The following is a 20855-nucleotide window of genomic DNA, read 5'->3' on the forward strand; positions in this document are numbered from 1 at the left end:
GACTCATAAAAAATGAGTTCAGCTTTTTTTTTAGACAAATCTTTTATTATTTTGAATCGTCAGTAAACGTGGTAAAAGATCGGATTGGTAATCGGCATTCAAAATATTGATCAAATAATAATCATTGGTATTGGCAGGCAGCAATTCTTTGAAGGTAGTAATAAAAAGATCAATCGGCTCATCGGCTTGCGGTTGAAACACAATATCGATGAAGCTGAGATTACTCAAGAATTTGACGACCTGTTGCAGATAAAGGTAGTTTGGGATCGCTACTATGCCTACCTGAACCTTTTCGTCGGTCACGGTAAAGTGGGGCAAAAGACTTAAACATAAGGTTTTTGAAATAGACGCATCAACCGTGGCTAACCATTCCAATTGCTTGCGTCGGCTTAATTTGCGAACTGTTTTGCGGATTGCCGGGTAAAGCTGTGTATACAGTTCAGACTGAAGAAATTGCTCCTTATTGCCAGTCTCAAAAAGTAAAGGAATTTCATTTTTCTGGATCGAATAGTTCAAGAATGTTCGGGCGATATTATCTAGTAACAGTTTTTCTTCCTGTTCGTTTAACGTGTCTTGGAGCAGTTCTTTTGAGCAATAACGATGAAAGGCATCAATGGCTAAACACAATGGATCGCGTTCTTCGATATTTTTGGCGTAATAGAGCATTAAAGGGTTTAGAATCTGACCATCGTTTTTGACGCAATACGGATAATAATAAAATAAATAATTCAAAAATTCGATATTTCGTCGTATTTGGATACGCGAATCCAAGAGGCCGGAAAAATAGTGTTCTAACAGCGGCTTTGTCTGAGAGAACAACAGGTCTTCAAAGGGGGCCTCGCCCAAGTAATTTTTTTGCTCATTTCGCAACCGATTGACACAAAGCATCAAACGGGCTAATTTTGGATGAAGGTGCGAAGGCAGTAATGAATGTATCTCATTCAACAAGGCCTCTTCCTTTTCAAAAGAAAGTGGGCTGAAGTTGATATCTTCTCCCAATGAGGCTGCCCATAATGTTTTGATGTAGACTAAGCGAATAACCGCTTCACGGCCTGTCAGTTCCATTTTAGAAAAATTGATCCGAATATTGCACTTCGCGAGATGATCCATTAGGGGATGTAAGCGCCGTAAAATCGTTGATTCACTCACAAAAATTTCTTTACTAAAATCCTTCAAATTTTTCTCGGGATAGAACAAAGAGGTCAATAAAAAACGATAAGGAATGGAATTTTTTACCTGCTCAATTAAGAAGGTATTGGACCTGCTTGAGTCGCTCTCCCAATAGACTTTTGAAGGTTCAATCAATAGCGGTGCTTCATTTAATTTTCTTAATGAGTCATCTAGCTCTTGAAGCATCTGAAGAAATGGCGGATAGCTGGAGTTGAATTTTTGACTAAGTGTATGTACGGAGTATTCACCCGCAGGATAATCCTCCATTTGTTTAAAAAAATGCACTTTTTTTCGTTGCTGATTCGTCATAAAAAGATCTCTGTACATAAAAGCCACTCCTTTCTATTGAATTTCTTAAAAGTTGAAGATAGCAGTAAAAAATTATCATGGGTGTTTAAATATAAGTTAAATTAATTTTAGCATGGATGAAACTTCGTCTTTATTTTAGAAAGATTCGAATGATTTGAATATTCGGAAAATCTGACTGTTAAGATACAATGAACTGCTTTTCTTTAAAAATAATCTTTTTTTCTTGGGAACGGAGGGCGTTTTATCTTTAATGTTCGTTTTTTTCAAAAAAATGAAATGTTGTAAAATTTTTGGAATCACTAATTATTCTAGAATGAATGGAAATAATTAGTTCCCTGTAATTATTAGATAAAATACGGGTTTTATAAAAAACTAAAGTTATTTTTAACAACTTTTTATAGAACCTATTGACAATGTTCGTTTATTTTGTTAGATTTTGAAAAGAAAAATAGAATATGATTTGTTAGGTGAGGCTCCTATGCAAACATAGGCTACTGCCCAAAAATGTCGAGAGACGCCAATGGGTAGAACAGGAATTGTCGAATACAAGGCTTTTCTTAAGGTAGCTAAGATGTTTGTCTTTACGTTGTATAGTGCCAAAACTCAACGACTAGATCGACAAGAGTATTTGTCTTTTATTTAAGATGGATTTTTTACGGCCTTTCGCTGAGTTTTTTAAAGCGAAAGGCCTTTTTTTGCGAGTCCAACTTTTTGCAGTTGCCAGTTTTACTTTCTACTTTAGTAGATTAGTAAAATGGTATGCGTACGAAAATCTGTTGAATTTTTACGTTAGAAAAAATCCATACTGTGATTATGAGCTAGCTTTATAAGCATAAGTAGTTGTTTAGCACGATTAATTCCTAAATAGGAGCTAGCTGCCAACAGTTTCTGCTAAAAAAGTTCAGTCGTAGTTTTGATCTTATACGTGAGAAATGAATTCCTCAACAGTTGCTAATCATCAACAACCATCTATTTTATTTTTCAATCAAAAACAAAGGAGGAATCATCATGGTAAAACAGTGTTTATGTTAGTGAGATGGAACAGTCTATTTTATCGGGAAGCATTGATGCTTCGGAATCGAGTGTTGAAGGAAAGCGCGGGAAAACCGTATTTATTTGAAGCACCGATTGAAGAAAAGCAGGATATTCATTTGGTCGTGCGATATGGAGAGGAAGTAGTAGGAACGTTGTTGCTGCATCCTGTAACATCCTCATTCGTTCAGATTAAACAAGTTGCAATTGACCCGCTAGCGCAGGGCAAACACTTGGGGAAAAAAATGATGATCTATGCGGAGGAAATCGCTCATCGATGCGGCTTTTCGACTATTTTTTTGACAGGCAGGAAACAAGCTTGGGGCTTTTATGACAAGCTGGCTTATCAAGAATTGCCTTACGAATATCAAGAAGACCAATTGATTTTGAAAGTGTTTAAGAAAGACATTCGACAACCCTTGAGTCGAATAAATACAAAGGAGATGAAAACAAATGGACGACAGTAGTTCGCGAAGATCGGGTTTATGGATAAATGAAGAATGGAGCATCGGCAAATTATTCTTGTCTATTTGTTTTTAGCTCCTTCTTCTCTCCGTGAGCCCACATTAGGAGGCAATAAAAATGAAAACATTCGGAAACATTCTTATCTATCTGATGATTGGGATAGGATTATGGCGAATTTTTTTTGGAGAGAAGGTAAGAACAGTGGAAAAAGTAACTAAGAATACTCAAAAAGTAAATTATGATCTGTTTGCTAGAAAAACAGCAGAACATGTTTTTGAAACATTTCATACATCAAAAAAAGGCTTATCGGAAGAACAAGCCGATATTGCCAGAGAACAATATGGAGACAATACAATCTCATATGGCAAAAAGACGCCATTCATTTTGGAAGTGCTAAAAGCATACATTACACCATTTACATTGGTACTGATCGGCTTAGGGTTAACGTCATTTACAACGGATGTAGTAATCGCTGCTCCAGCAGACCGGGATTATTTTGGCAGTGCAATTATTTTTACGATGGTCATGATTAGCGGAACGATGACATTGATCCAATCGGTTCGTTCAAATCAAGCCGCTGAAAAATTAAAATCTTTAGTGAAAGTCACAGCGACGGTGCGACGAAAAAATCAATTCCTTGAGCTTCCGATTGAGGAAATCGTCTGTGGTGATGTGGTAAAACTTTCTGCTGGGGATATGATTCCAGCGGATGTCCGTTTAACGGTCACAAAGGATTTATTTGTTTCTCAATCGGCTTTGACTGGAGAAAGCTATCCGGTTGAAAAAAAAGCAGAGAGCAATGTTGTCACACAAGATTCTGAGACTAGCTATGAAAACATGGTCTTCATGGGAAGCAATGTCATTAGCGGAAGCGCGGAAGGGGTCGTGATCGCAACTGGAAATCGCACGCTTTTTGGCGATGTAGCAAAATCCTTGAGTACCAAGCCCGATTTGACGAATTTTGAAGTGGGAATCAAGAAGACTTCGTATATCTTCATCAAATTTATGGCGCTAATGGCACCTACAGTCATTGTAATCAATGGCTTGACCAAAGGCGATTGGATGGAAGCCTTCTTGTTCGGCTTATCGGTTGCTGTAGGATTGACACCTGAAATGCTGCCAATGATTGTTACTACAAATTTAGTCAAAGGCGCATCGGGAATGGCTAAAAAAGGCACTGTTATTAAAAATATCAATTCGATTCAAAATTTTGGTGCCGTTGATGTGCTTTGTACCGATAAAACAGGGACATTGACTCAAGATAAAATTATTTTGGAGTACCATTTAGATTGTGACGGCACAGAAGATCCACGCGTGTTACGTCATGCCTACTTAAATAGCTATTATCAAACTGGTTTGAAAAATTTAATGGATGTCGCCATTATTGACGCCGCACAAAATGAGTTGGATACAAGTACCATCAATTATCAAAAGGTTGATGAGATTCCCTTTGATTTTGACCGTCGCAGGATGAGTGTTGTTGTCGCGGATAATGATGGCAAAACCCAAATGATCACCAAAGGCGCGATTGAAGAGATGCTGCGAATCTCCAGCTTCGTCGATTTTAAAGGAAAGGTCACACCATTAACGGAAGAGGCCAAGCAAGAGGTTCTAGAAAAAGTAAAGGAACTAAACAGCGATGGCTTGCGGGTACTTGGGGTGGCACAAAAAACCAACCCCAGCGTCGTTGGTGAATTCTCTGTATCGGATGAGTCAGAAATGGTTCTAATTGGTTACTTGGCCTTTTTAGATCCGCCAAAGGAAACCACGAAGCAAGCGTTAGAAACACTGAAGACCCATGGTGTGGGCGTCAAAGTACTGACAGGCGACAATGCGCTAGTGACGAAATCGGTCTGCAAACAGGTTGGTTTGGAATCGGAAGAATTAGTTACTGGTGAACAAATCGCCAATCTAAACGATCCGCAATTAGCGGATGTCGTAGAAAAATACAATATCTTTGTCAAATTGAATCCGCAGCAAAAACAACGAATTACGCATGCATTAAAAGAAAACGGCCACACCGTCGGCTTCTTAGGAGACGGGATCAATGATGCGCCTGCGATGAAGGCCGCCGATGTTGGTATTTCCGTGGATACCGCTGTGGATATTGCGAAGGAATCAGCGGACGTTATCTTGCTGGAAAAAGATTTGATGGTTTTGGAACGGGGAATCGTCTCAGGCAGAGAAACCTTTGGCAATATTATGAAATATATCAAGGCGACTGCCAGCTCGAACTTTGGGAATATGTTTTCTGTTTTGATTGCTAGTACCTTCCTGCCGTTCTTACCAATGCTGCCATTGCAGCTGCTATTTTTGAATATGATTTACGATATTTCTTGTATTTCGATTCCGTGGGATAAGATGGATAAGGAATATTTGGATGAACCAAAAAGCTGGATATCTGCCAACATTGGCAAGTTCATGTTGTGGATTGGACCAACGAGTTCTGTGTTTGATATCACGACATATCTATTGATGTATTTCATTATTTGTCCAGCAATGCTAGGCGGGAGCTACCATACATTGAGTCCATCACAACAAGTGACCTTTATCGCGATTTTCCATGCTGGTTGGTTCGTGGAATCACTTTGGACCCAAACGATGGTGCTGCATGCATTGCGAACACCGAAAGTGCCATTCTTGCAAAGCCGTGCTTCATTCATTATGATTGTGATCACGACTTTAGGAATCGCGGTAGGTTCGATCGTGCCCTTTACAAATTTTGGCAGAAACTTAGGAATGCTGCCATTGCCAGGAAACTATTGGCTATGGCTATTTGTCACAATGGTTCTTTATCTGGCTTTAGTTACTGTAGTTAAACGGATTTATATTCGCCGTTATGGTGAATTATTGTAAGAATCCGATTCGTTTTTTTCTTAATGATTTGGCTTGGTAGGCGCTTTCTTTTCAGTTATACTAAGGCTAGTAAAATGAAAAGGAAGGTGCAGTGCATGATTGATCATTTAAGTATTGGTGTCAGTGATTTAGAGAAGAGTAAAGCATTCTACAAAGAAGCGTTAGAACCGTTGGGCTATCAGGTAAAAGTTGAAATGGATCATGGCGTTTGCTTTGGAGCAGAAGGCGGCGACCTCTGGATTGTTAAAAGTGAACCAAGCAAGATCCATTTGGCATTTAGCGCGCAGGATCGAGCAACGGTCGATCAGTTTTACCAAGCGGCTATGAAGGTAGGCGGAGTTGACAATGGCGCACCGGGTGTCCGTCCGCATTACCATGAAAATTATTATGGCGCCTTTATCTTTGATCCAGACGGGTATAACATTGAGGCTGTTTGCCATAAAGAAGTTTAACGAAATGCTGGCTGAAAGGCCAGTATTTTTTTCTATCTTTTTGTTTATAAACGTTGAGTGTTGGGTATACTGAATAAGAGGATGATCAGTAACGAATAGAGGTGTAGTAGAGTGAATAAATCTCAGTGGTATAGTGATCGCTGGGGAGAGCCGACCCATGATGATCGGCTGCTGTTTTTGTTATTGACAATAGGGGTTTTTCAAGCAGGTTTAAGTTGGCAAGCAGCAGCTAGCAAACGAGAAGTGTTCGAAAGAAATTTTTGTGGAATGGATTTCCGCAAAGTTGCGGCTTTCTTTCCTGAAGACATTGATCAGATTGCCAAGGACCCAGAAATGATTCGCAATCCGCGAAAAATCAAAGCGGTGGTGCAAAATGCGCGAGCAATTGTCAATTTACTGGAGGACTATGATAGCTTTGCTGATTATTTATGGGATTTCGTTGGCGGCGTACCGATTATCCATGAATATGAGTCAGTGGACGCAGTCCCGAATACTTTGCCTGAAGCGACGGTGATCGCAAAAGATATGAAGAAAAGAGGCTTTACCTTCGTCGGCCCAATCGTCACTTGCATGTTTTTAAAAGCAGCGGGAATTTTGCAGGATCAGGTGTGGGGAAACTAAACTGAGGATTTAAATAAATAAAAGAATGCAGTTGAAGTTGTAGTTACTACAACTTTAACTGCATTTTTTTGACATTAAAGGGAGTATAACATTTTAAGCGGTCAAAGGATTGATACATCAATCTTTTGACCGCTTTTCATCTGGTCTTTTTCCTATTAAACTAGAGACATGAAACCCAATATTTTACACGCCATTTTCTTTGATGAATATCAGAACTGGGAGAAGTTCAATCAAAGGTACACGAGAAGGATTCGATCCGTTGTGAAAAGAGAAGTGAAGAAGTTTCGCGATTGTGGCGACCTTAAAAAAGGTTACCGCCTATTTGTCTGTGAAGGATGCCATGATGTAAAGAAAGTTGCTTTTCGCTGTAAAGGGAAATTTTGTCCAACTTGTGCAACAGGGGAAAGTCAACGGTGGGCAGAGGTTGCGGCGAATGATCTGTTTACAGTGACACATCGGCACGTCATCTTCACGATCGATGAAGGTTTACGTGAGATTTTTCTGAAGGAGAAGTATCGTAGGGAGCTTTTAAAAGGATTAATGGACGAAGCTGCACGGATACTATTAGATTTTTTTAGAAAACACCATATACAAGCTGGGGTTGTGGCAACACTCCACACCTTCGGTTCTCAGCTAGAATACAATCCGCATGTTCATTTAGTCGTCACCATGGGTGGACTGACGAAGGATGGAAAATGGAAGGACTATGACTATTTTCCGTTCGCAATGTTGAGGAAATATTGGCAGAATGCGGTCCTAAAGCTTATTCGAAGAACCTTATCCCAATGGGATAAGGCACGAGTCCAGCCGCTTTTACAAGCGGCGTACACGAAAAATGCAGAGGGCTTTTACGTGCATGCACCCAAAAGGAGCCGAACTTCTCTCAAAAAAATATTAGAATATATCAGTCGTTATATGAAACGTGGTCCCATTGCTTTAAATCGTATCCTTTTGTACGATGGGAAAATAGTGATGTTTCAGTATCACGATAAACGAACTAACACGGATAAGATAAAGACGATGTCGGCAGAGGAATTTATTGGTGCACTGATTCGTCATATTCCAGAGAACCAGTTCAAAACAATTCGTAGATACGGCATTTATAGTCGGCGGATCAAGACAATCATGAAAAAAGTAGTAAGTAATTACCAGAAAGAGATTCAACGAATGCTTGTGAATGTGAAGAAAGCACTTAAACCAAAATCATGGTGTGAACGAATAGCCGAAGAATTCGGAGTAAATCCATTGGAATGTACTAGATGTGGCGAATATTATGAATTTAGTGGAGTTAGTGTGTCTAAAAATGGACGACTTGTAGTGAAATATGCGAAGAATAAAGAATCGGAACGATTCATGCGAGAGGAGAATAAAAAAATTGGGGAAGAAGCATCGAAACGTAAGTATGAAAAAGAAAAAGAAGCAGCTTTTAAAAGCCTTCGATTCCAATGGAGTGGTTCATTACATTTGTCTTGAATGTGGGATAAAGGAAAAAATTCCAAAGGAAGTGGTTCAATTTTTGGATGCAGGAGATGTTGCATTTGATCCTGAGAACGCTCCGCAATTTGATTGCGAAAAATGCGGTGGAGAGATGTATCCAGAATATTATAAGAACGTACTTGGATACGAATTTAGAATCAGTGATCGACAATAAAATGATTCATCTAAACAAAAAGTCCTCAGGAGCGGTTTTCTCCTGAGGTTTTCTTATCTTATCTATTCACTTAATCCCAGTCTTGTCCATCTTATCTCTAGTTTTTTATCGACTAATTTATTTATAAAAAACTAAAAAAGAAAATAAACTATTTTTATCATCGATTAAATAATTAAAAGTTATAAATGAAAAATCACTTTTGGTGTTGTTTTACTTTTAACCTTGTTTTATAATCTATTAATCGAAAGCGATTATTTTTAAATTATTTGTATAAAAAATAAACTACAAGTAATTTAATGCAGCTGTTATTATCGCTCTCGTTGATCATAAAATCATGAAAGGTGTTAGTGGTTATGAAAAATAAATTAGTTGTTTTTGGGTTGGTTTTGTTGTTGGTTTTGCAAACGCTTAGTCCCGCTTTTGCCTATGCACAGGGCACAACTGAATCAACGATAAATTCGACAGAGGCTAAGGAGCCGATCGCTTCTTCAACCAAGCCAACGTCGTCGGTACCATCCTCTTCATCTAGTGAGGATAAAACCTCTGAAAAAAGCAGTTCGACGGATTCAGCCGAAGCGAGCAAAGCAACAGCAGAATCTGAAAGTAAAGAGCAGCCAAAGAAGCAAGCGCGTACAGCGATTACTGATAATATTTTCAGCTCAGTAAAAATGTATAAAATCAATGGAGATGAAGTTCAGCCCAATGATACCCTGCCGAACATGACCGGGATAAAGTTGGCGTTAAAATTCTCTTTTTCAAATAAGAATTATCAGAAAGGTGATACCTTCACAACACAATTGCCTGCACAAGTAGCGATCGCTAAAGATCTATCAGGTAAGTTTAGTCCAATGACTTCTGCTGAATGGTCGATAAATGCGGCTACTAAAGAATTAACGATTACCTTCTTAGAAGACAACGTCTCTTCTGAAGTTTATGATTTAACATTGGTAACCTCACTTGAGAAAGTATCAGGTATTGATGAGGAAAATCAAAAAGTTGTGTTTGATACAGCGCCAACACCGACGACCTACTCGATAGAAATGACGTCAAGTGTTGATCCAGGAAAAAATAGTCTGGCATTAACAGTGGATACATTGAATCCTAAGAAGGCTGATTTAACTTCAGTATTTAATTTGGATCGAACAGACAACACTGATCGGATGTATCGAATTGAAGCATATAACAGCAACAGTAAAATCAGTTTTGATTCCGTCAAAGTATATGCTAGCGATGTTGACTTTAATGGCGCGTTGGTCGGCAGCAAAGCGTTGTTGACCAAAGATGTTGATTACGAAATCGTTTATAAGAATGCCGGAACGACTCGTGCGACAGCAGAAATCAACTTGTTAAAATCGATCGGGAAAAAGGCAATAATCGCTGAATCTGTAGTCTCTGGAATCGATGGAAAAAACTACGTGGATGAATCCATCACAGGCAATGAGTACAACTATTTCTATGCGTATTCATATACCTATGAGAATGGCAGCCAATTAAATTCTGCCTCTACGTCTAAAACATTTGTAACCTTGCAGCCTTTAGAGGCAAAAGGGAAAATCAATCAAGAAACTGGCGCTATCGATTGGGAGATCAAGTACAATTTTAATGAGCAGCACCTAACAAGCGCTTCTCAGCTTCTTACAGATTTAACGGATCAAGGAGTCGCGTTAGTTGCCGGTTCAATCAGCATTGAAAAGGTTGGTTTTAATTATAGTAGCGGCAACAGCTATGAAGTCGTTTCTCAAGGGGACGGAGCCAGTGACTTTACAGTTTCACCTGAGAATTCCGGCTCGTTGACCCTTACACCTAAGAGCAACACGACGCAGGCATATGTAATCAAATACTCCACTAAAATTAATGATCCGACTGAACGGATCATTAAGAATAAGGTGACTCATGGAACGGTCACGAAGGAAGCGCAAGTGAGTCTTATTCCGAATCTCTTATCAAAAGAAGCGGGAACGATCGATATTTTCAATCGGACGATGGAATGGAACATCACTGTCAATGCTGAGAAATATACGATGAAAAAACCCGTCGTTCATGATTACTTTATTGGTGCAGTCAAGGATTATACTGGACTGACGATCAATAAAAAGATTTCTGATACCGAATCCGTTCCGTTGACTGAAAATGTTGACTACAAAATAACTCGATTTGATGAGAATGGTTCACCAGTCGGAGCACGGCCGAATGTCAATGGCGCACCCGATGATTTTAATGGCGGTGTGCGAATCGACTTCCTTGGTGATTACGCAGAATTGAAGGATACATTGGTCATTACGATCAAGACCAAGATCGAAACATCTGAACAGAAAACGGAGATCAAAAATAAGGCGACACTCAATTATGGCGATACTCCAGGAGTCATTGAGTATGAGGCAAAAGGAACCTTTATCGATCCTTATTATACAGGCGGAGCAAAACTAGCCCAAAATGCTAGCACATCCGGTAACTATTTGTATCAAGATTGGTTGGTCTTTTTAAATTCCACCGGAGTTAAGTTCAATTTGACGAAGATGGAGGACAGCTTGCCAGCTGGCACAGAGCTAGTTCCAGGAACTTTGCGCTTTGAAGAGGTCACAAACCAGTCGATGATCGATAATATGTCACGCTATTTAGCGAATGACTACAATCTGGTCCAAGAAGGATCAGATGCTTATCCGACGAAGATTGACACTGCGAACAACCAAATCAATTTAGAGTTTGGCAAATTAGGTGCTAAACGTGTTTATGTAAAATATCGGACACGGGTCAAGCGAGATTGGTATGTCTATAATCGTTTAGATAATGTGGCGAAAGTCACCTATGACACGAAGGCGCCGGCTGAATATAAAGCTAGTCTGTATGCGTACAACTATGAATATGCGCTGTTAAAATCTGCTGCAAAAGATCCAATAAAAGAAAATGTAGCCAATTGGACAGTGACGACGAGAAATATTTCAGCGAATCTGCCCGTTCAAGATCCTGAGATTACTGATACTCTGACACCAGGAACGACGAATGCGGCCTATGATCCAACGTCTTTCGTGGTGACCGATACAGCTACTGGTGAGAAAATCAGTACAGATCATTATCGTTTGACGATTACAGGAAATACGTTCAAAATAGCTTTTTCTGATTACAAAGCAGAGAGCAATATTCAAGTGAAATACGACACGGTCAGTGAGTTCCCAGGTGGGGTAAGTAATACTTCTCAGGTAAGTTCCGCAAGCTATGGTTCTTTGAGTGTCTCCTATCGACGAGCTGGTTCATCCGTGAATTTAAGCTTTACTAGCGGCAGCGGGACTGGGGTAGTGAAGACCGCCGATCTATCTGTCTTGAAGGTAAATGAGAAGGACGAACCTCTCACAGGAGCAACCTTTGAAATTCTTAAAGAAGATGGAACAGAAACAGGACTTAAAGCCGATACCGACGATACTGGTGAGGTAACCTTTACGGGGTTACCGTTAGGCAACTATTTATTGAAGGAAAGCAAAGCACCGAATGGCTATGAGATCAATCCTGATTACGAAGTTGGTAAAGCTATTACCTTGGTCGAGGATATGGACACAATAAAAGTTGTCAATAAAGAAACCATTCCAAACAGTGTCGAGCTGACTAAAACAGATAGTCAAACAAAGGAACCTTTAGCGGGTGCGAAATTTAAGTTAGAAAAAATTGATGGTGAATTAATCAGTGAGGATCATGAAACAGATGCAGATGGCCAATTTAAGGTGACCGGTCTGCCGAAAGGTGATTATCAATTTGTAGAAACAGCGGCACCTGTCGGTTATCAAAAAGATGACACTCCCGTTAAGTTCTCGATCACTGAACGCCAAGGGCAAGTCGTCAATCTTAAGAAAACCAATACGTTAGCAACAGGAACAGTCCGATTAACCAAAATCGATGATCAATCAAAGGAAACGTTGAAGGGCGCGATTTTCCAATTACAGGATAGCGCTGGAGAGACTGTAAAAGACAACTTGGCCACCGATGGGGACGGAATTCTAGAAGTAAAGGATTTAGCACCAGGGGACTATCAATTTGTCGAAACGCAAGCGCCGACAGGCTATGAAAAGGATGCAGCACCCATTGAGTTTACTATTACGAAAGCGCAAGCTAAAGCTGCTGAAGTTGAAAAAACCAATACAAAATCACCAGCGAAATCAGGAACAGTCACTCTGACGAAAACAGATGCGAAAACAGGAGAAGCTTTATCTGGCGCAGTCTTTGAATTACAAGACAGCAAAGGAAAAGCCATAGAAACAGCTGTTTCGTTAGTGACAGATAAATCGGGTAAGCTTTCACTTGAGACGATGGCTCCAGGAACCTATCAATTAGTCGAAACCGAAGCGCCAACAGGCTATGTAAAAGATGCGACGCCGGTGAAATTTACGATCAAAGATCAAAGCGACACAATTGAGTTAACAAAGACCAATAAAACGATCGATAATGGCGTTATTTTAGAAAAAGTTGATGAAGCTACCAATCAACCTTTGGCCGGGGCGCAATTCATTTTACAAACACAAGCAGGAAAAACGATTGAAACTGCTAAAATGAGTACGGATGATAATGGTCGTTTAGCGGTGCAGGACTTAGAACCTGGGGATTATCAATTTGTTGAAACCAAAGCCCCTGCAGGCTATAAGCTAGATGCAAAACCAGTGACGTTTACGATTAAAGAGAACCAAACAAGTCCTGTTCGAGTAGAGAAATCGAATAAGGGTCTGACTTGCGCCGTTGTGCTGAGAAAAATAGACAGTAAAACAGGCGAAGGATTGGCAGATGCGACATTTGCTTTACAGGATCAACAAGGGAAGGTCTTAAAAGACAAATTGAAGACTGACGAAACAGGAACCCTTGCGGTGACAGACTTGAAGCCAGGGAAGTACCAATTTGTGGAAACCGAGGCGCCTAAGGGCTATGTATTGAATACCAAACCGGTGACCTTCCAATTAACCGAAGCGAAGAAGCAATTGGTTACAGTCAGAAAAGAAAATGTGAAGGCAAGCGGAAAGGCTGGCACTACGAATAGTACAGTGTCTACTTCTACTAACTATATCGGACGCAGCCATACGTATCTGCCTAAAACAGGCGAACAAAAATCAATGGTCTTAGTAATCGTTGGGATTGTCATAGTACTTGTTGCAGGCAGTGTGATTTACTTTAAACGCAAAAAATAATGTAAAGAAACAAGACTGTGATTAACTAAAAAGCCAGTGGAATGACGAGAATTCGTTCATTCCACTGGCTTTTTTTGGTAAATAAAAGAAGTATTTAAATCAGTCAATCTTCGAATAAAATAAAAAATTGGTATAACATTCATCTGCTGGTTTGGCTAAATACGCTCGATTCGTTTAATCCCATTTTTGTACATCTCGTCAATAAGCTTCTTATCCGTTTGATTGTCGGTAATAAGCAGATCGATCTGATCAATCGGAAGAAAGGTATACAGCGCTCGTCGGCCGATTTTCGTGTGATCACTGACGACAATTTTCTTTGCCGCAGCATCGATCATATTTTTTTTGGTTGCAATCAATAGTTCGTTGAAATGGGTCAAGCCCTTTTCAACATTAAGCGCAGGAGTGGCGATAAAGGCTGTATCTACACTTAACTGCTGCAGTGATTCGTTAGCGATTTGACCATTCAGCATATAGCTGTCATGAAAGAGTGTTCCTCCGGTGACAATCGTGGTAATGCCTCGATTGGATCGTAGGACAGAAGCGATATTGACGTCATTCGTAATGATCGTAATATCTTGCAGCTGAGGCATTTCATTTAACGTTTTGGCAATTTGCAGGGTAGTTGTACCGGAGTCCAAAATGATCGCTTCGCCGCTCTTTATATAATTCGTCGCATATTTTCCAATCCGCGTTTTCTCCAAAATATTTTCAGTTGCTCGATCTTCAAAAACAGGTTCATCCTGTTTGATACTTGCCGGAACCACTCCACCATGGATTCGGACAACCAACCCCTGTGATTCCAATTCATCGAGGTCTCTTCGAATTGTTGTTTCATGAACTTGAAAAATCTCTGATAATTCAGAAACAGAAATAAATTGTTTGCTCTCGATTGTTTCTAGCAATTTTATTCTACGCTCTCCTGTTAGCATGGTACTTCATCCTCTCGCTTTCTCAGTGAATAAAGGAATGATCCCCACCGCTGAAAGACTTTCTCACTATCAGTCTAGGGAAAAGATCAGAGGGTGTCAATACATACAATCGCAATCCGTGCGGAAACGAGCATCTACGAGCATTTTTTTAAATAAATAGAATAAAAAGCTTCAAGCATTTGCTGAAAAAATTGGTTGTTAGTGAGCTCAATTATTTATTTTTGTTTTTTTATCTTGAATAAACATACTTATCCATAACTATTTGTGAGAAAGTTTGTTGATATTTTAAAAAATAAAGCGTTTACAGATCCATTTGTCGGTGCTATACTCGTAAACGAGCGATAAAGAGTTTAAATGAGCGCTCGTTTACGAGGAGGAGAATTGATGGAACAAGCGGTTGAATCAAGAGTTTTTAGTCTGGTTGAGCCAGGAATCATTGACGAGGTGAATAAAACAAGAGACATCCCTGAAGGGTGGGTGGCGGTTGAGCCAACCTATGCAAGCATTTGCCACGCAGATTTAAGGTATTTCGCAGGATTACGAAGACCAGAGGCTTTAGCCAAGAAATTACCAATGGCTCTGCTCCATGAAGGAATTGCAGTAGTTAAGGAGAGCCGTTCTGAGAAATTCTCGCGTGGAGATCGAGTAGTGGTCGTTCCGAATATACCGGGACAAATTCTACATCCCGAGATTGATCAGAAGCCGGGGATTCCAGTGAATTACTCAAAAGGGAATGCTTTCTTAGGGAGCGGCTATGATGGAATGGCTCAAAGCCGGTTGGTTCATCCGGAAGAATGTTTAGTGCTTATCCCTGAGGAGATCCCGAATGAAATTGCGGTTTTGGCGGAGCTCTCGTCAGTTTCCCATCATGCGCTCAGTCATGTGGAGGAGAAACTGAAAAAAGCAGATACTCGGGTGGCGCTTTTTGGAGATGGTCCAGTGGGCTATTTTACCGCAGTGATGCTGAAGTATCTATATGGAGTCGACGAAGAACGATTTGTTGTTTTTGGTGCAGCCGATGACAAGCTGACTCATTTTGAGTTTGCCCGCACAGAGAATGTGCTGACGTACGATTTTAAAAACTCACAGGAAAAATTTGATGTGCTGATTGAATGTACGGGTGGGAAATTCAGCGAAAGCGCACTGAATCAAGCGATCGACATCGCGGATTCGCTGGCGGACATCATCTTTATGGGGGTGACGGAAGAGCTGGTTCCGATCGATACACGAGACATTTTGGAAAAAGGAATTACTGCTCACGGCAGCAGTCGTTCATCAACGACGGATTTTGAAGCGGTTGTTGAAGGCATGAAAAAACCGGAATATCGGCGAGCGTTGAGTAAAATTTTGCCAGAAAAAATTGTTGAGATTTCAACAGGCGAAGATTTTCGAGCGGTCATGGAAAAATTTGTCGAAAATCCAGGCTGGAATAAAACAGTGATGCATTTTAATTGGTAAACACGACTGACAAAAGAATGAGGTGAGAGTATGACAGGAATATTGATTGTGACTCACGGAGAGATGGCAAATGGGCTCATGGACAGCTTGAGTCTCATCATGGGGGAACAAGAGGCGTGTCAAACGCTGGGTTTAAAGCATGGAGACGACATCGGCGAATTCAACGAAAAAATTCAAGCAGGCATCTGTCAGCTGGATACGGGAGATGGCGTATTGGTTTTGGTTGATTTATTTTCAGCAAGTCCCTATAACCAAGCAGCGCTATCCTTCAATCAATTGAAGGATCATCGCTACCGGCTAGTGTCAGGCGTGAATCTGCCAATGCTCATCGAAGCCTTCAATCAGCGCATGATCGGATCAGATTTAGAAACGATGTACCAATCGGCAATGACAGCGGGTAAAGATGGGATCAAAGAGTTTTTAGAAGAAATGGCCAAGCTGGAAAAAAATGCAAAGGCTTAAAAAGTAGAAATGGAGTGGATTGGAAATGGGAGAAATCGTATTAGCACGAATCGATGATCGCTTGATTCACGGGCAAGTAATGACGGCCTGGCTGCAATTTACAGGAGGAAATCATATCGTTATCGTGGATGACGCCACGGCTGGAGATGAGTTTACCAAATCGATTATGTCAATGGCGGTACCAAATGGGATCAAATTGTCTATTTTAACGGTTGAAGAAGGCACGACGTTGTTGTCGAATATTCCAGATGGTCACCGCATCATTGTATTGGCAAAAGAACCACAGACGTATTGGAAGCTGATCGAAAATGGGGTGTCCTTCGATGAGATCATTATTGGTGGAATGGGCGCTCGCAAAGATCGTAAAACCTTCCATAAAAATATTTCGGCTTCGGAGGAAGAGAAGGAAACCTTCCGAAAGATTGTTGGGCAACAGGTCAAAATGAAGATCCATGTTATTCCAGATCAAGGTTCACAAGCAATTGAAGGATTGCTCTAAAAAAAAGTGAAGGAAGTGGAGAAATGAAAATTAGTCTAGTCCAAGCGATACTAATTGGCGTTGTTTATTATCTTGGAATTAATGGAACCCCTTGGCTTTCATTAGTCGGCACGCATGGTTGGATGCGTCCGTTGGTGAATGGGACAGTTGTCGGCTTGATTTTAGGCGATCCGGTGCAAGGATGTATTATTGGTGCGGCAATCAATCTGCCGTATCTGGCGTTTATCTCAGCCGGCGGAACGGTTGCGATGGACCCCGCACTTGCAGGAACTCTTGGAACCGCTTTAGCAATGGCGGCCAAGGTTGAACCGGCTGTAGCTGTCACTTTAGCTGTTCCGATCGGCTTGTTAGGAACCTTGATTTGGGTCGCTCATATGACTGTGGATATTACCTTTGTGCATATGGCGGACAAAGCAGCCGAAGAGGGAAAAATTGATCGAATCAACTGGCTTCATATTGTTCCACCGCAATTATTTTTACTTTTGATCACTGTCGTGCCTGTTGCGTTAGCCGCTTATCTAGGAGCGGATGCAGTTGAAGGGATCGTGGATGCGTTAAGTGGCCGTCCGCTAGATGTTCTTTCCGCGATCGGCGGCATCTTGCCTGCATTGGGGATTGCTATGAACCTGCGTGCGATGAATGGAAAAGGCACCTTATTATTTTTCACTTTCGGCTTTATGTTAGCTACCTATTCAGGATTGCCTTCTGTACCGATCGCCGTTTTTGCAGGGATCATCGGCTATGTCTTCACAGAGTTGTATTTGAAAGATAAAAATGGAGGGTTGGCATAATGGAGCAGACAGCGGAAATAAAAAAAGAAAAATTATTAACGAAAAAGGATGTCGTTAAAGCCTTTTGGCGCTGGACGTTTTTCTCTCATGCAAACTACAACTATGAACGTTTGCAGGCTACTGGGGTGGTTCATGCCTTTAGTCCAATTTTGAAAAAGCTTTATGGCAAGGACGAGGACGAAATGAAATCAGCTTTGGAACGCCACATGCAATTTTTTAATACCGAACCATCCTTTGGCGGTCCTATTTTAGCCATGACGATTGCGATGGAAGAAGAACGAGCATTGGGAGCAGATATTAATGATCAAACGATCAACGGCCTGAAAACAGGGTTAATGGGTCCCTTAGCCGGGATTGGCGATACCTTGTGGCAAGGAACGCTGATACCAATCTTGCTCTCCTTTACGCTGCCCTTTGGCGCGAAGGGTAATATCTTCATGGGACCTGTCATGTTCTTTGCCCTTCATTGGATCATTATGACTGTCATTGCTTACTTCTTATGGATTCAAGGCTATGAGCAAGGAAAAGAAGGGATTCAAAAGATGATGGCTGGCGGACGACTTTCCTACATCATGACCTTCTCGCAAACCTTAGGGGCGATCGTTATCGGCTCATTGGCTGCGAATTTTGTTAAGATTGCTACGCCATTAAGCATACATTTAAGTGGAAAAGAGAACCTGTCGATTCAAACCGATGTGTTAGATGCGCTGGTCAAAGGGATCCTGCCGCTAGGAGTGACATTGTTAACCTATTATTTATTGAAGCATAAGAAATATACACCAACAAAAGTATTGGTCATCCAAATTGTTGGTGGCGCGATTTTAGCCGCGATCGGCTTAATTGTGAACTCAATATAAGCTGAATAACGACGTTGGAAGGAAACTGTCTTTTTATCTAACGTCGTTTTTGTGCTTGATTTAAAAGAAATGAAGGAGCGATGAACATGAAAACAGCCGTATTTCATGATGTGAAAAACATAGTGATAGAAGAGGTGCCAGTACCAGAAGTACCAGGAGACAAGCTTTTATTGAGAATTGATACGTGTGCTATTTGTACTTGGGAACAGCGCGTTTATACCGGTGTGAAAAAAGTGGACTATCCATTTATCGGCGGACATGAGATTGCCGGGGAAATTGTTCATATCGGAGACACTGTCGAGGGGGATTGGAGTAAAGGAGATAAAGTTGTTTTTGGAACCAATCTAGCCTGCGGTCACTGCTACTACTGTCGAATCGGAGAGGAGCAAAATTGTCTGAATTTTGACCATAGCAAACAACAGCCGGGCCTGCCGCATAAAGGAATGGGCGGGTTATCTGAGTATCTGGTCGTTGATCCGGCGAATCTTTTCCATTATCAACATGTTCGGCCAGAAGAGGCTTCCTTAACCGAGCCGTTATCTTGTGTCATTCATAGTGTTGAAACGGCGGAAGTAAATTTCGGCGATTATGTATTGATTGTCGGAGCAGGAATTATGGGGATGCTCCATCTGCAATTGGCGAAAAAAAGAGGGGCAGTCGTGCTCGTTTCAGATCCTAATGAGGAACGCTTAAAATTAGCGACAGACTTGGGTGCGAACGCTGTTGTGAATCCAGTGAAGGAAGATTTAGAAGAAAAAGTTCGGGGCTTTACGGAAAATTTAGGTGCACAAATTATTTTTAACACGACCCCGATTTCTAACTTAATCCCTGATTTATTAAACAGCTTGTCAAATACCGGAACAATGATTCTATATTCCTCGTATTACCCAGATGAACCGGTAGGAATAAAATTTGATCATCTCCATAAAACCGGACAGAAAATAAAAGGAACCGCGAATTCGAATAAGCGTGATTTCATTCGGGCGACTCGCTTGATCAGTCATGGAATCGTTGATGTGAAGCCGTTTGTTTCGAAGATTTATCCATTAAGCCAGATCGAAGCAGCCTTTGAAGAAGCGGTAAACAGCGAGGCCTTTCGAATTATCATTGATTTTGAGCAGGAAAGAGGGACGGCGACATGTTAGTGACCGTAAAAGAATTATTGGCAGAGGCTGAAAAAAAGCAACGAGCGGTAGGGGCGTTTAACGTGCCAAATCTTGAAGCTCTGCGAGGGGTAATCCAAGCTGCGGAAATGTTGGAGGTGCCGGTAATTATCCAGCATGCTGAAGTTCACGAGAACCTTATTGCATTAGAGGAAATCGGCCCCTTGATGATTCACTATGCCAAGCAAGCGAAGGTACCAGTTGCGGTGCATTTAGATCATGGGTCTAGTTTAACAGCATGTATAAAGGCGATTCGTTTGGGTTTTACTTCAATTATGTATGATGCTTCTTTGAAAGAATATGAAACGAATGTCAAGGAAACGGCGGAACTAGCCCAGATCGCTCACAGCGTGAATGTTTCTGTTGAGGCTGAATTAGGCGAGATGACGAACTCATCTGTAGGTAGTGGAGAAGGCCGCGAATCTACGCAAGATGAGCTTGAAAATAGTGATTTATTCACGAATCCTGATCAAGCAAAAAGCTTTGTTGAGGCCACTCAAGTTGATAGTCTGGCTGTCTCATTTGGTACGGTTCATGGAAAATATTTTGCTGAGCCAAATCTGGATTTTGAACGGATTGCTGCGATTCGAACGGCTGTCAATGGCTGCCCATTAGTGATGCATGGCGGCTCAGGTGTTTCTGAAGAGGACTATGGAAAAGCAATTACTGCAGGGATTCGTAAAATTAACTACTATACGTATATGAATTTGACAGCAGGAGAATCGGTGAAAAGGCTCGTAAATACTACGCAACAGAACGAATTATTTTTTGATGAGGTATCGTTACATGCTACTGCTGCGGTTAAAGAAAATGTCTCCCAAGCGTTGCGAATCTTTAATCGGTTATAAGTGAAAATACCAATAGAAAACCATCCCGACTAATTTTGTTGACTAGTCGGGGTGGTTTTGCCTTTCCCAGCAGTCTACTTTATAGTAAAAGAAATAGTAAAAGAAAATAGTAAAAGAAAGATGAAAAAGG

Annotated in this window: 16 protein-coding genes and 1 riboswitch; of the genes, 14 read left to right on the forward strand and 2 right to left on the reverse strand. The window is 40.9% G+C overall.

Annotation, left to right across the window (positions count from 1 at the left end):
- Window positions 1-30: 30 nt before the first annotated feature.
- Window positions 31-1497 (reverse strand): helix-turn-helix domain-containing protein, encoded by a 1467-nt coding sequence (locus IGI44_RS02420; protein WP_438786170.1) that lies wholly within the window; start codon window positions 1495-1497, stop codon window positions 31-33.
- Between the two features lie 434 nt (window positions 1498-1931).
- Window positions 1932-2101, forward strand: a riboswitch (M-box (ykoK) riboswitch).
- Between the two features lie 445 nt (window positions 2102-2546).
- Here IGI44_RS02420 and IGI44_RS02425 point away from each other — a divergent pair.
- The 7 genes from IGI44_RS02425 to IGI44_RS02455 all read left to right on the forward strand — a co-directional run bounded on the left by IGI44_RS02425 (window position 2547) and on the right by IGI44_RS02455 (window position 13718).
- Window positions 2547-2978: a GNAT family N-acetyltransferase gene (locus tag IGI44_RS02425; protein WP_438786171.1), complete on the forward strand. Its 432-nt coding sequence runs from the start codon at window positions 2547-2549 to the stop codon at window positions 2976-2978.
- A 199-nt stretch (window positions 2979-3177) separates the two neighbouring features.
- A complete protein-coding gene (mgtA, locus tag IGI44_RS02430) occupies window positions 3178-5832 on the forward strand; it encodes a magnesium-translocating P-type ATPase (RefSeq protein ID WP_438788900.1) in 2655 nt (884 codons plus the stop codon).
- Between the two features lie 95 nt (window positions 5833-5927).
- Window positions 5928-6284: a VOC family protein gene (locus tag IGI44_RS02435; protein WP_438786172.1), complete on the forward strand. Its 357-nt coding sequence runs from the start codon at window positions 5928-5930 to the stop codon at window positions 6282-6284.
- Between the two features lie 111 nt (window positions 6285-6395).
- The gene (locus tag IGI44_RS02440) at window positions 6396-6905 is read left to right on the forward strand and encodes a DNA-3-methyladenine glycosylase I (protein ID WP_438786173.1); all 510 of its coding nucleotides are present in this window, start codon (window positions 6396-6398) and stop codon (window positions 6903-6905) included.
- Window positions 6906-7073: 168 nt separating this feature from the next.
- A complete protein-coding gene (locus tag IGI44_RS02445; protein ID WP_438785899.1) occupies window positions 7074-8378 on the forward strand; it encodes an IS91 family transposase in 1305 nt (434 codons plus the stop codon).
- Between the two features lie 43 nt (window positions 8379-8421).
- Window positions 8422-8556, forward strand: a complete 135-nt coding sequence (locus IGI44_RS02450) for a hypothetical protein (protein ID WP_002302374.1) — start codon at window positions 8422-8424, stop codon at window positions 8554-8556.
- A gap of 353 nt (window positions 8557-8909) precedes the next feature.
- Window positions 8910-13718 carry an MSCRAMM family protein gene (locus IGI44_RS02455; RefSeq protein WP_438786174.1) on the forward strand — a complete coding sequence of 1603 codons (4809 nt, stop codon included), beginning with the start codon at window positions 8910-8912 and terminating at the stop codon, window positions 13716-13718.
- Window positions 13719-13873: 155 nt separating this feature from the next.
- Here the strand turns inward: IGI44_RS02455 and IGI44_RS02460 are convergent, their stop codons facing one another.
- Window positions 13874-14647, reverse strand: coding sequence for a DeoR/GlpR family DNA-binding transcription regulator (locus IGI44_RS02460; protein ID WP_438786176.1), 774 nt, complete (start codon window positions 14645-14647; stop codon window positions 13874-13876).
- Window positions 14648-15031: 384 nt separating this feature from the next.
- Here IGI44_RS02460 and IGI44_RS02465 point away from each other — a divergent pair, with 384 nt between their 5' ends.
- The 7 genes from IGI44_RS02465 (at window position 15032) to IGI44_RS02495 (ending at window position 20725) form a co-directional block, all read left to right on the forward strand.
- Complete coding sequence (locus tag IGI44_RS02465) at window positions 15032-16105, forward strand: alcohol dehydrogenase catalytic domain-containing protein (RefSeq protein ID WP_438786178.1); 1074 nt, start codon at window positions 15032-15034, stop codon at window positions 16103-16105.
- A 30-nt stretch (window positions 16106-16135) separates the two neighbouring features.
- Window positions 16136-16567 (forward strand): PTS sugar transporter subunit IIA, encoded by a 432-nt coding sequence (locus IGI44_RS02470; RefSeq protein WP_438786179.1) that lies wholly within the window; start codon window positions 16136-16138, stop codon window positions 16565-16567.
- A 25-nt stretch (window positions 16568-16592) separates the two neighbouring features.
- Window positions 16593-17066 carry a PTS sugar transporter subunit IIB gene (locus IGI44_RS02475; RefSeq protein WP_438786180.1) on the forward strand — a complete coding sequence of 158 codons (474 nt, stop codon included), beginning with the start codon at window positions 16593-16595 and terminating at the stop codon, window positions 17064-17066.
- Window positions 17067-17089: 23 nt separating this feature from the next.
- Complete coding sequence (locus IGI44_RS02480; protein WP_438786181.1) at window positions 17090-17857, forward strand: PTS mannose/fructose/sorbose/N-acetylgalactosamine transporter subunit IIC; 768 nt, start codon at window positions 17090-17092, stop codon at window positions 17855-17857.
- A complete protein-coding gene (locus tag IGI44_RS02485) occupies window positions 17857-18714 on the forward strand; it encodes a PTS system mannose/fructose/sorbose family transporter subunit IID (RefSeq protein ID WP_438786183.1) in 858 nt (285 codons plus the stop codon). Before IGI44_RS02480 ends, IGI44_RS02485 begins: the two co-directional genes overlap by 1 nt.
- 86 nt (window positions 18715-18800) lie before the next feature.
- Complete coding sequence (locus IGI44_RS02490) at window positions 18801-19859, forward strand: zinc-dependent alcohol dehydrogenase (RefSeq protein ID WP_438786184.1); 1059 nt, start codon at window positions 18801-18803, stop codon at window positions 19857-19859.
- Window positions 19853-20725, forward strand: a complete 873-nt coding sequence (locus tag IGI44_RS02495) for a class II fructose-bisphosphate aldolase (RefSeq protein WP_438786185.1) — start codon at window positions 19853-19855, stop codon at window positions 20723-20725. Before IGI44_RS02490 ends, IGI44_RS02495 begins: the two co-directional genes overlap by 7 nt.
- Window positions 20726-20855: the final 130 nt, after the last annotated feature.

Source organism: Enterococcus sp. DIV0756, assembly GCF_051710745.1.
Lineage (GTDB): Bacteria > Bacillota > Bacilli > Lactobacillales > Enterococcaceae > Enterococcus_A.

Excerpts from the sequence above, each read along its gene's own strand:
- IGI44_RS02495 (WP_438786185.1), top strand. The coding sequence starts at position 19,853 with ATGTTAGTGACCGTAAAAGAATTATTGGCAGAGGCTGAAAAAAAGCAA.
- IGI44_RS02465 (WP_438786178.1), top strand. The coding sequence starts at position 15,032 with ATGGAACAAGCGGTTGAATCAAGAGTTTTTAGTCTGGTTGAGCCAGGA.
- IGI44_RS02480 (WP_438786181.1), top strand. The coding sequence starts at position 17,090 with ATGAAAATTAGTCTAGTCCAAGCGATACTAATTGGCGTTGTTTATTAT.
- IGI44_RS02425 (WP_438786171.1), top strand. The coding sequence starts at position 2,547 with ATGCTTCGGAATCGAGTGTTGAAGGAAAGCGCGGGAAAACCGTATTTA.
- IGI44_RS02475 (WP_438786180.1), top strand. The coding sequence starts at position 16,593 with ATGGGAGAAATCGTATTAGCACGAATCGATGATCGCTTGATTCACGGG.
- IGI44_RS02485 (WP_438786183.1), top strand. The coding sequence starts at position 17,857 with ATGGAGCAGACAGCGGAAATAAAAAAAGAAAAATTATTAACGAAAAAG.
- IGI44_RS02420 (WP_438786170.1), bottom strand. The coding sequence starts at position 1,497 with ATGTACAGAGATCTTTTTATGACGAATCAGCAACGAAAAAAAGTGCAT.
- IGI44_RS02460 (WP_438786176.1), bottom strand. The coding sequence starts at position 14,647 with ATGCTAACAGGAGAGCGTAGAATAAAATTGCTAGAAACAATCGAGAGC.
- IGI44_RS02445 (WP_438785899.1), top strand. The coding sequence starts at position 7,074 with ATGAAACCCAATATTTTACACGCCATTTTCTTTGATGAATATCAGAAC.
- IGI44_RS02490 (WP_438786184.1), top strand. The coding sequence starts at position 18,801 with ATGAAAACAGCCGTATTTCATGATGTGAAAAACATAGTGATAGAAGAG.
- IGI44_RS02455 (WP_438786174.1), top strand. The coding sequence starts at position 8,910 with ATGAAAAATAAATTAGTTGTTTTTGGGTTGGTTTTGTTGTTGGTTTTG.
- IGI44_RS02470 (WP_438786179.1), top strand. The coding sequence starts at position 16,136 with ATGACAGGAATATTGATTGTGACTCACGGAGAGATGGCAAATGGGCTC.
- IGI44_RS02435 (WP_438786172.1), top strand. The coding sequence starts at position 5,928 with ATGATTGATCATTTAAGTATTGGTGTCAGTGATTTAGAGAAGAGTAAA.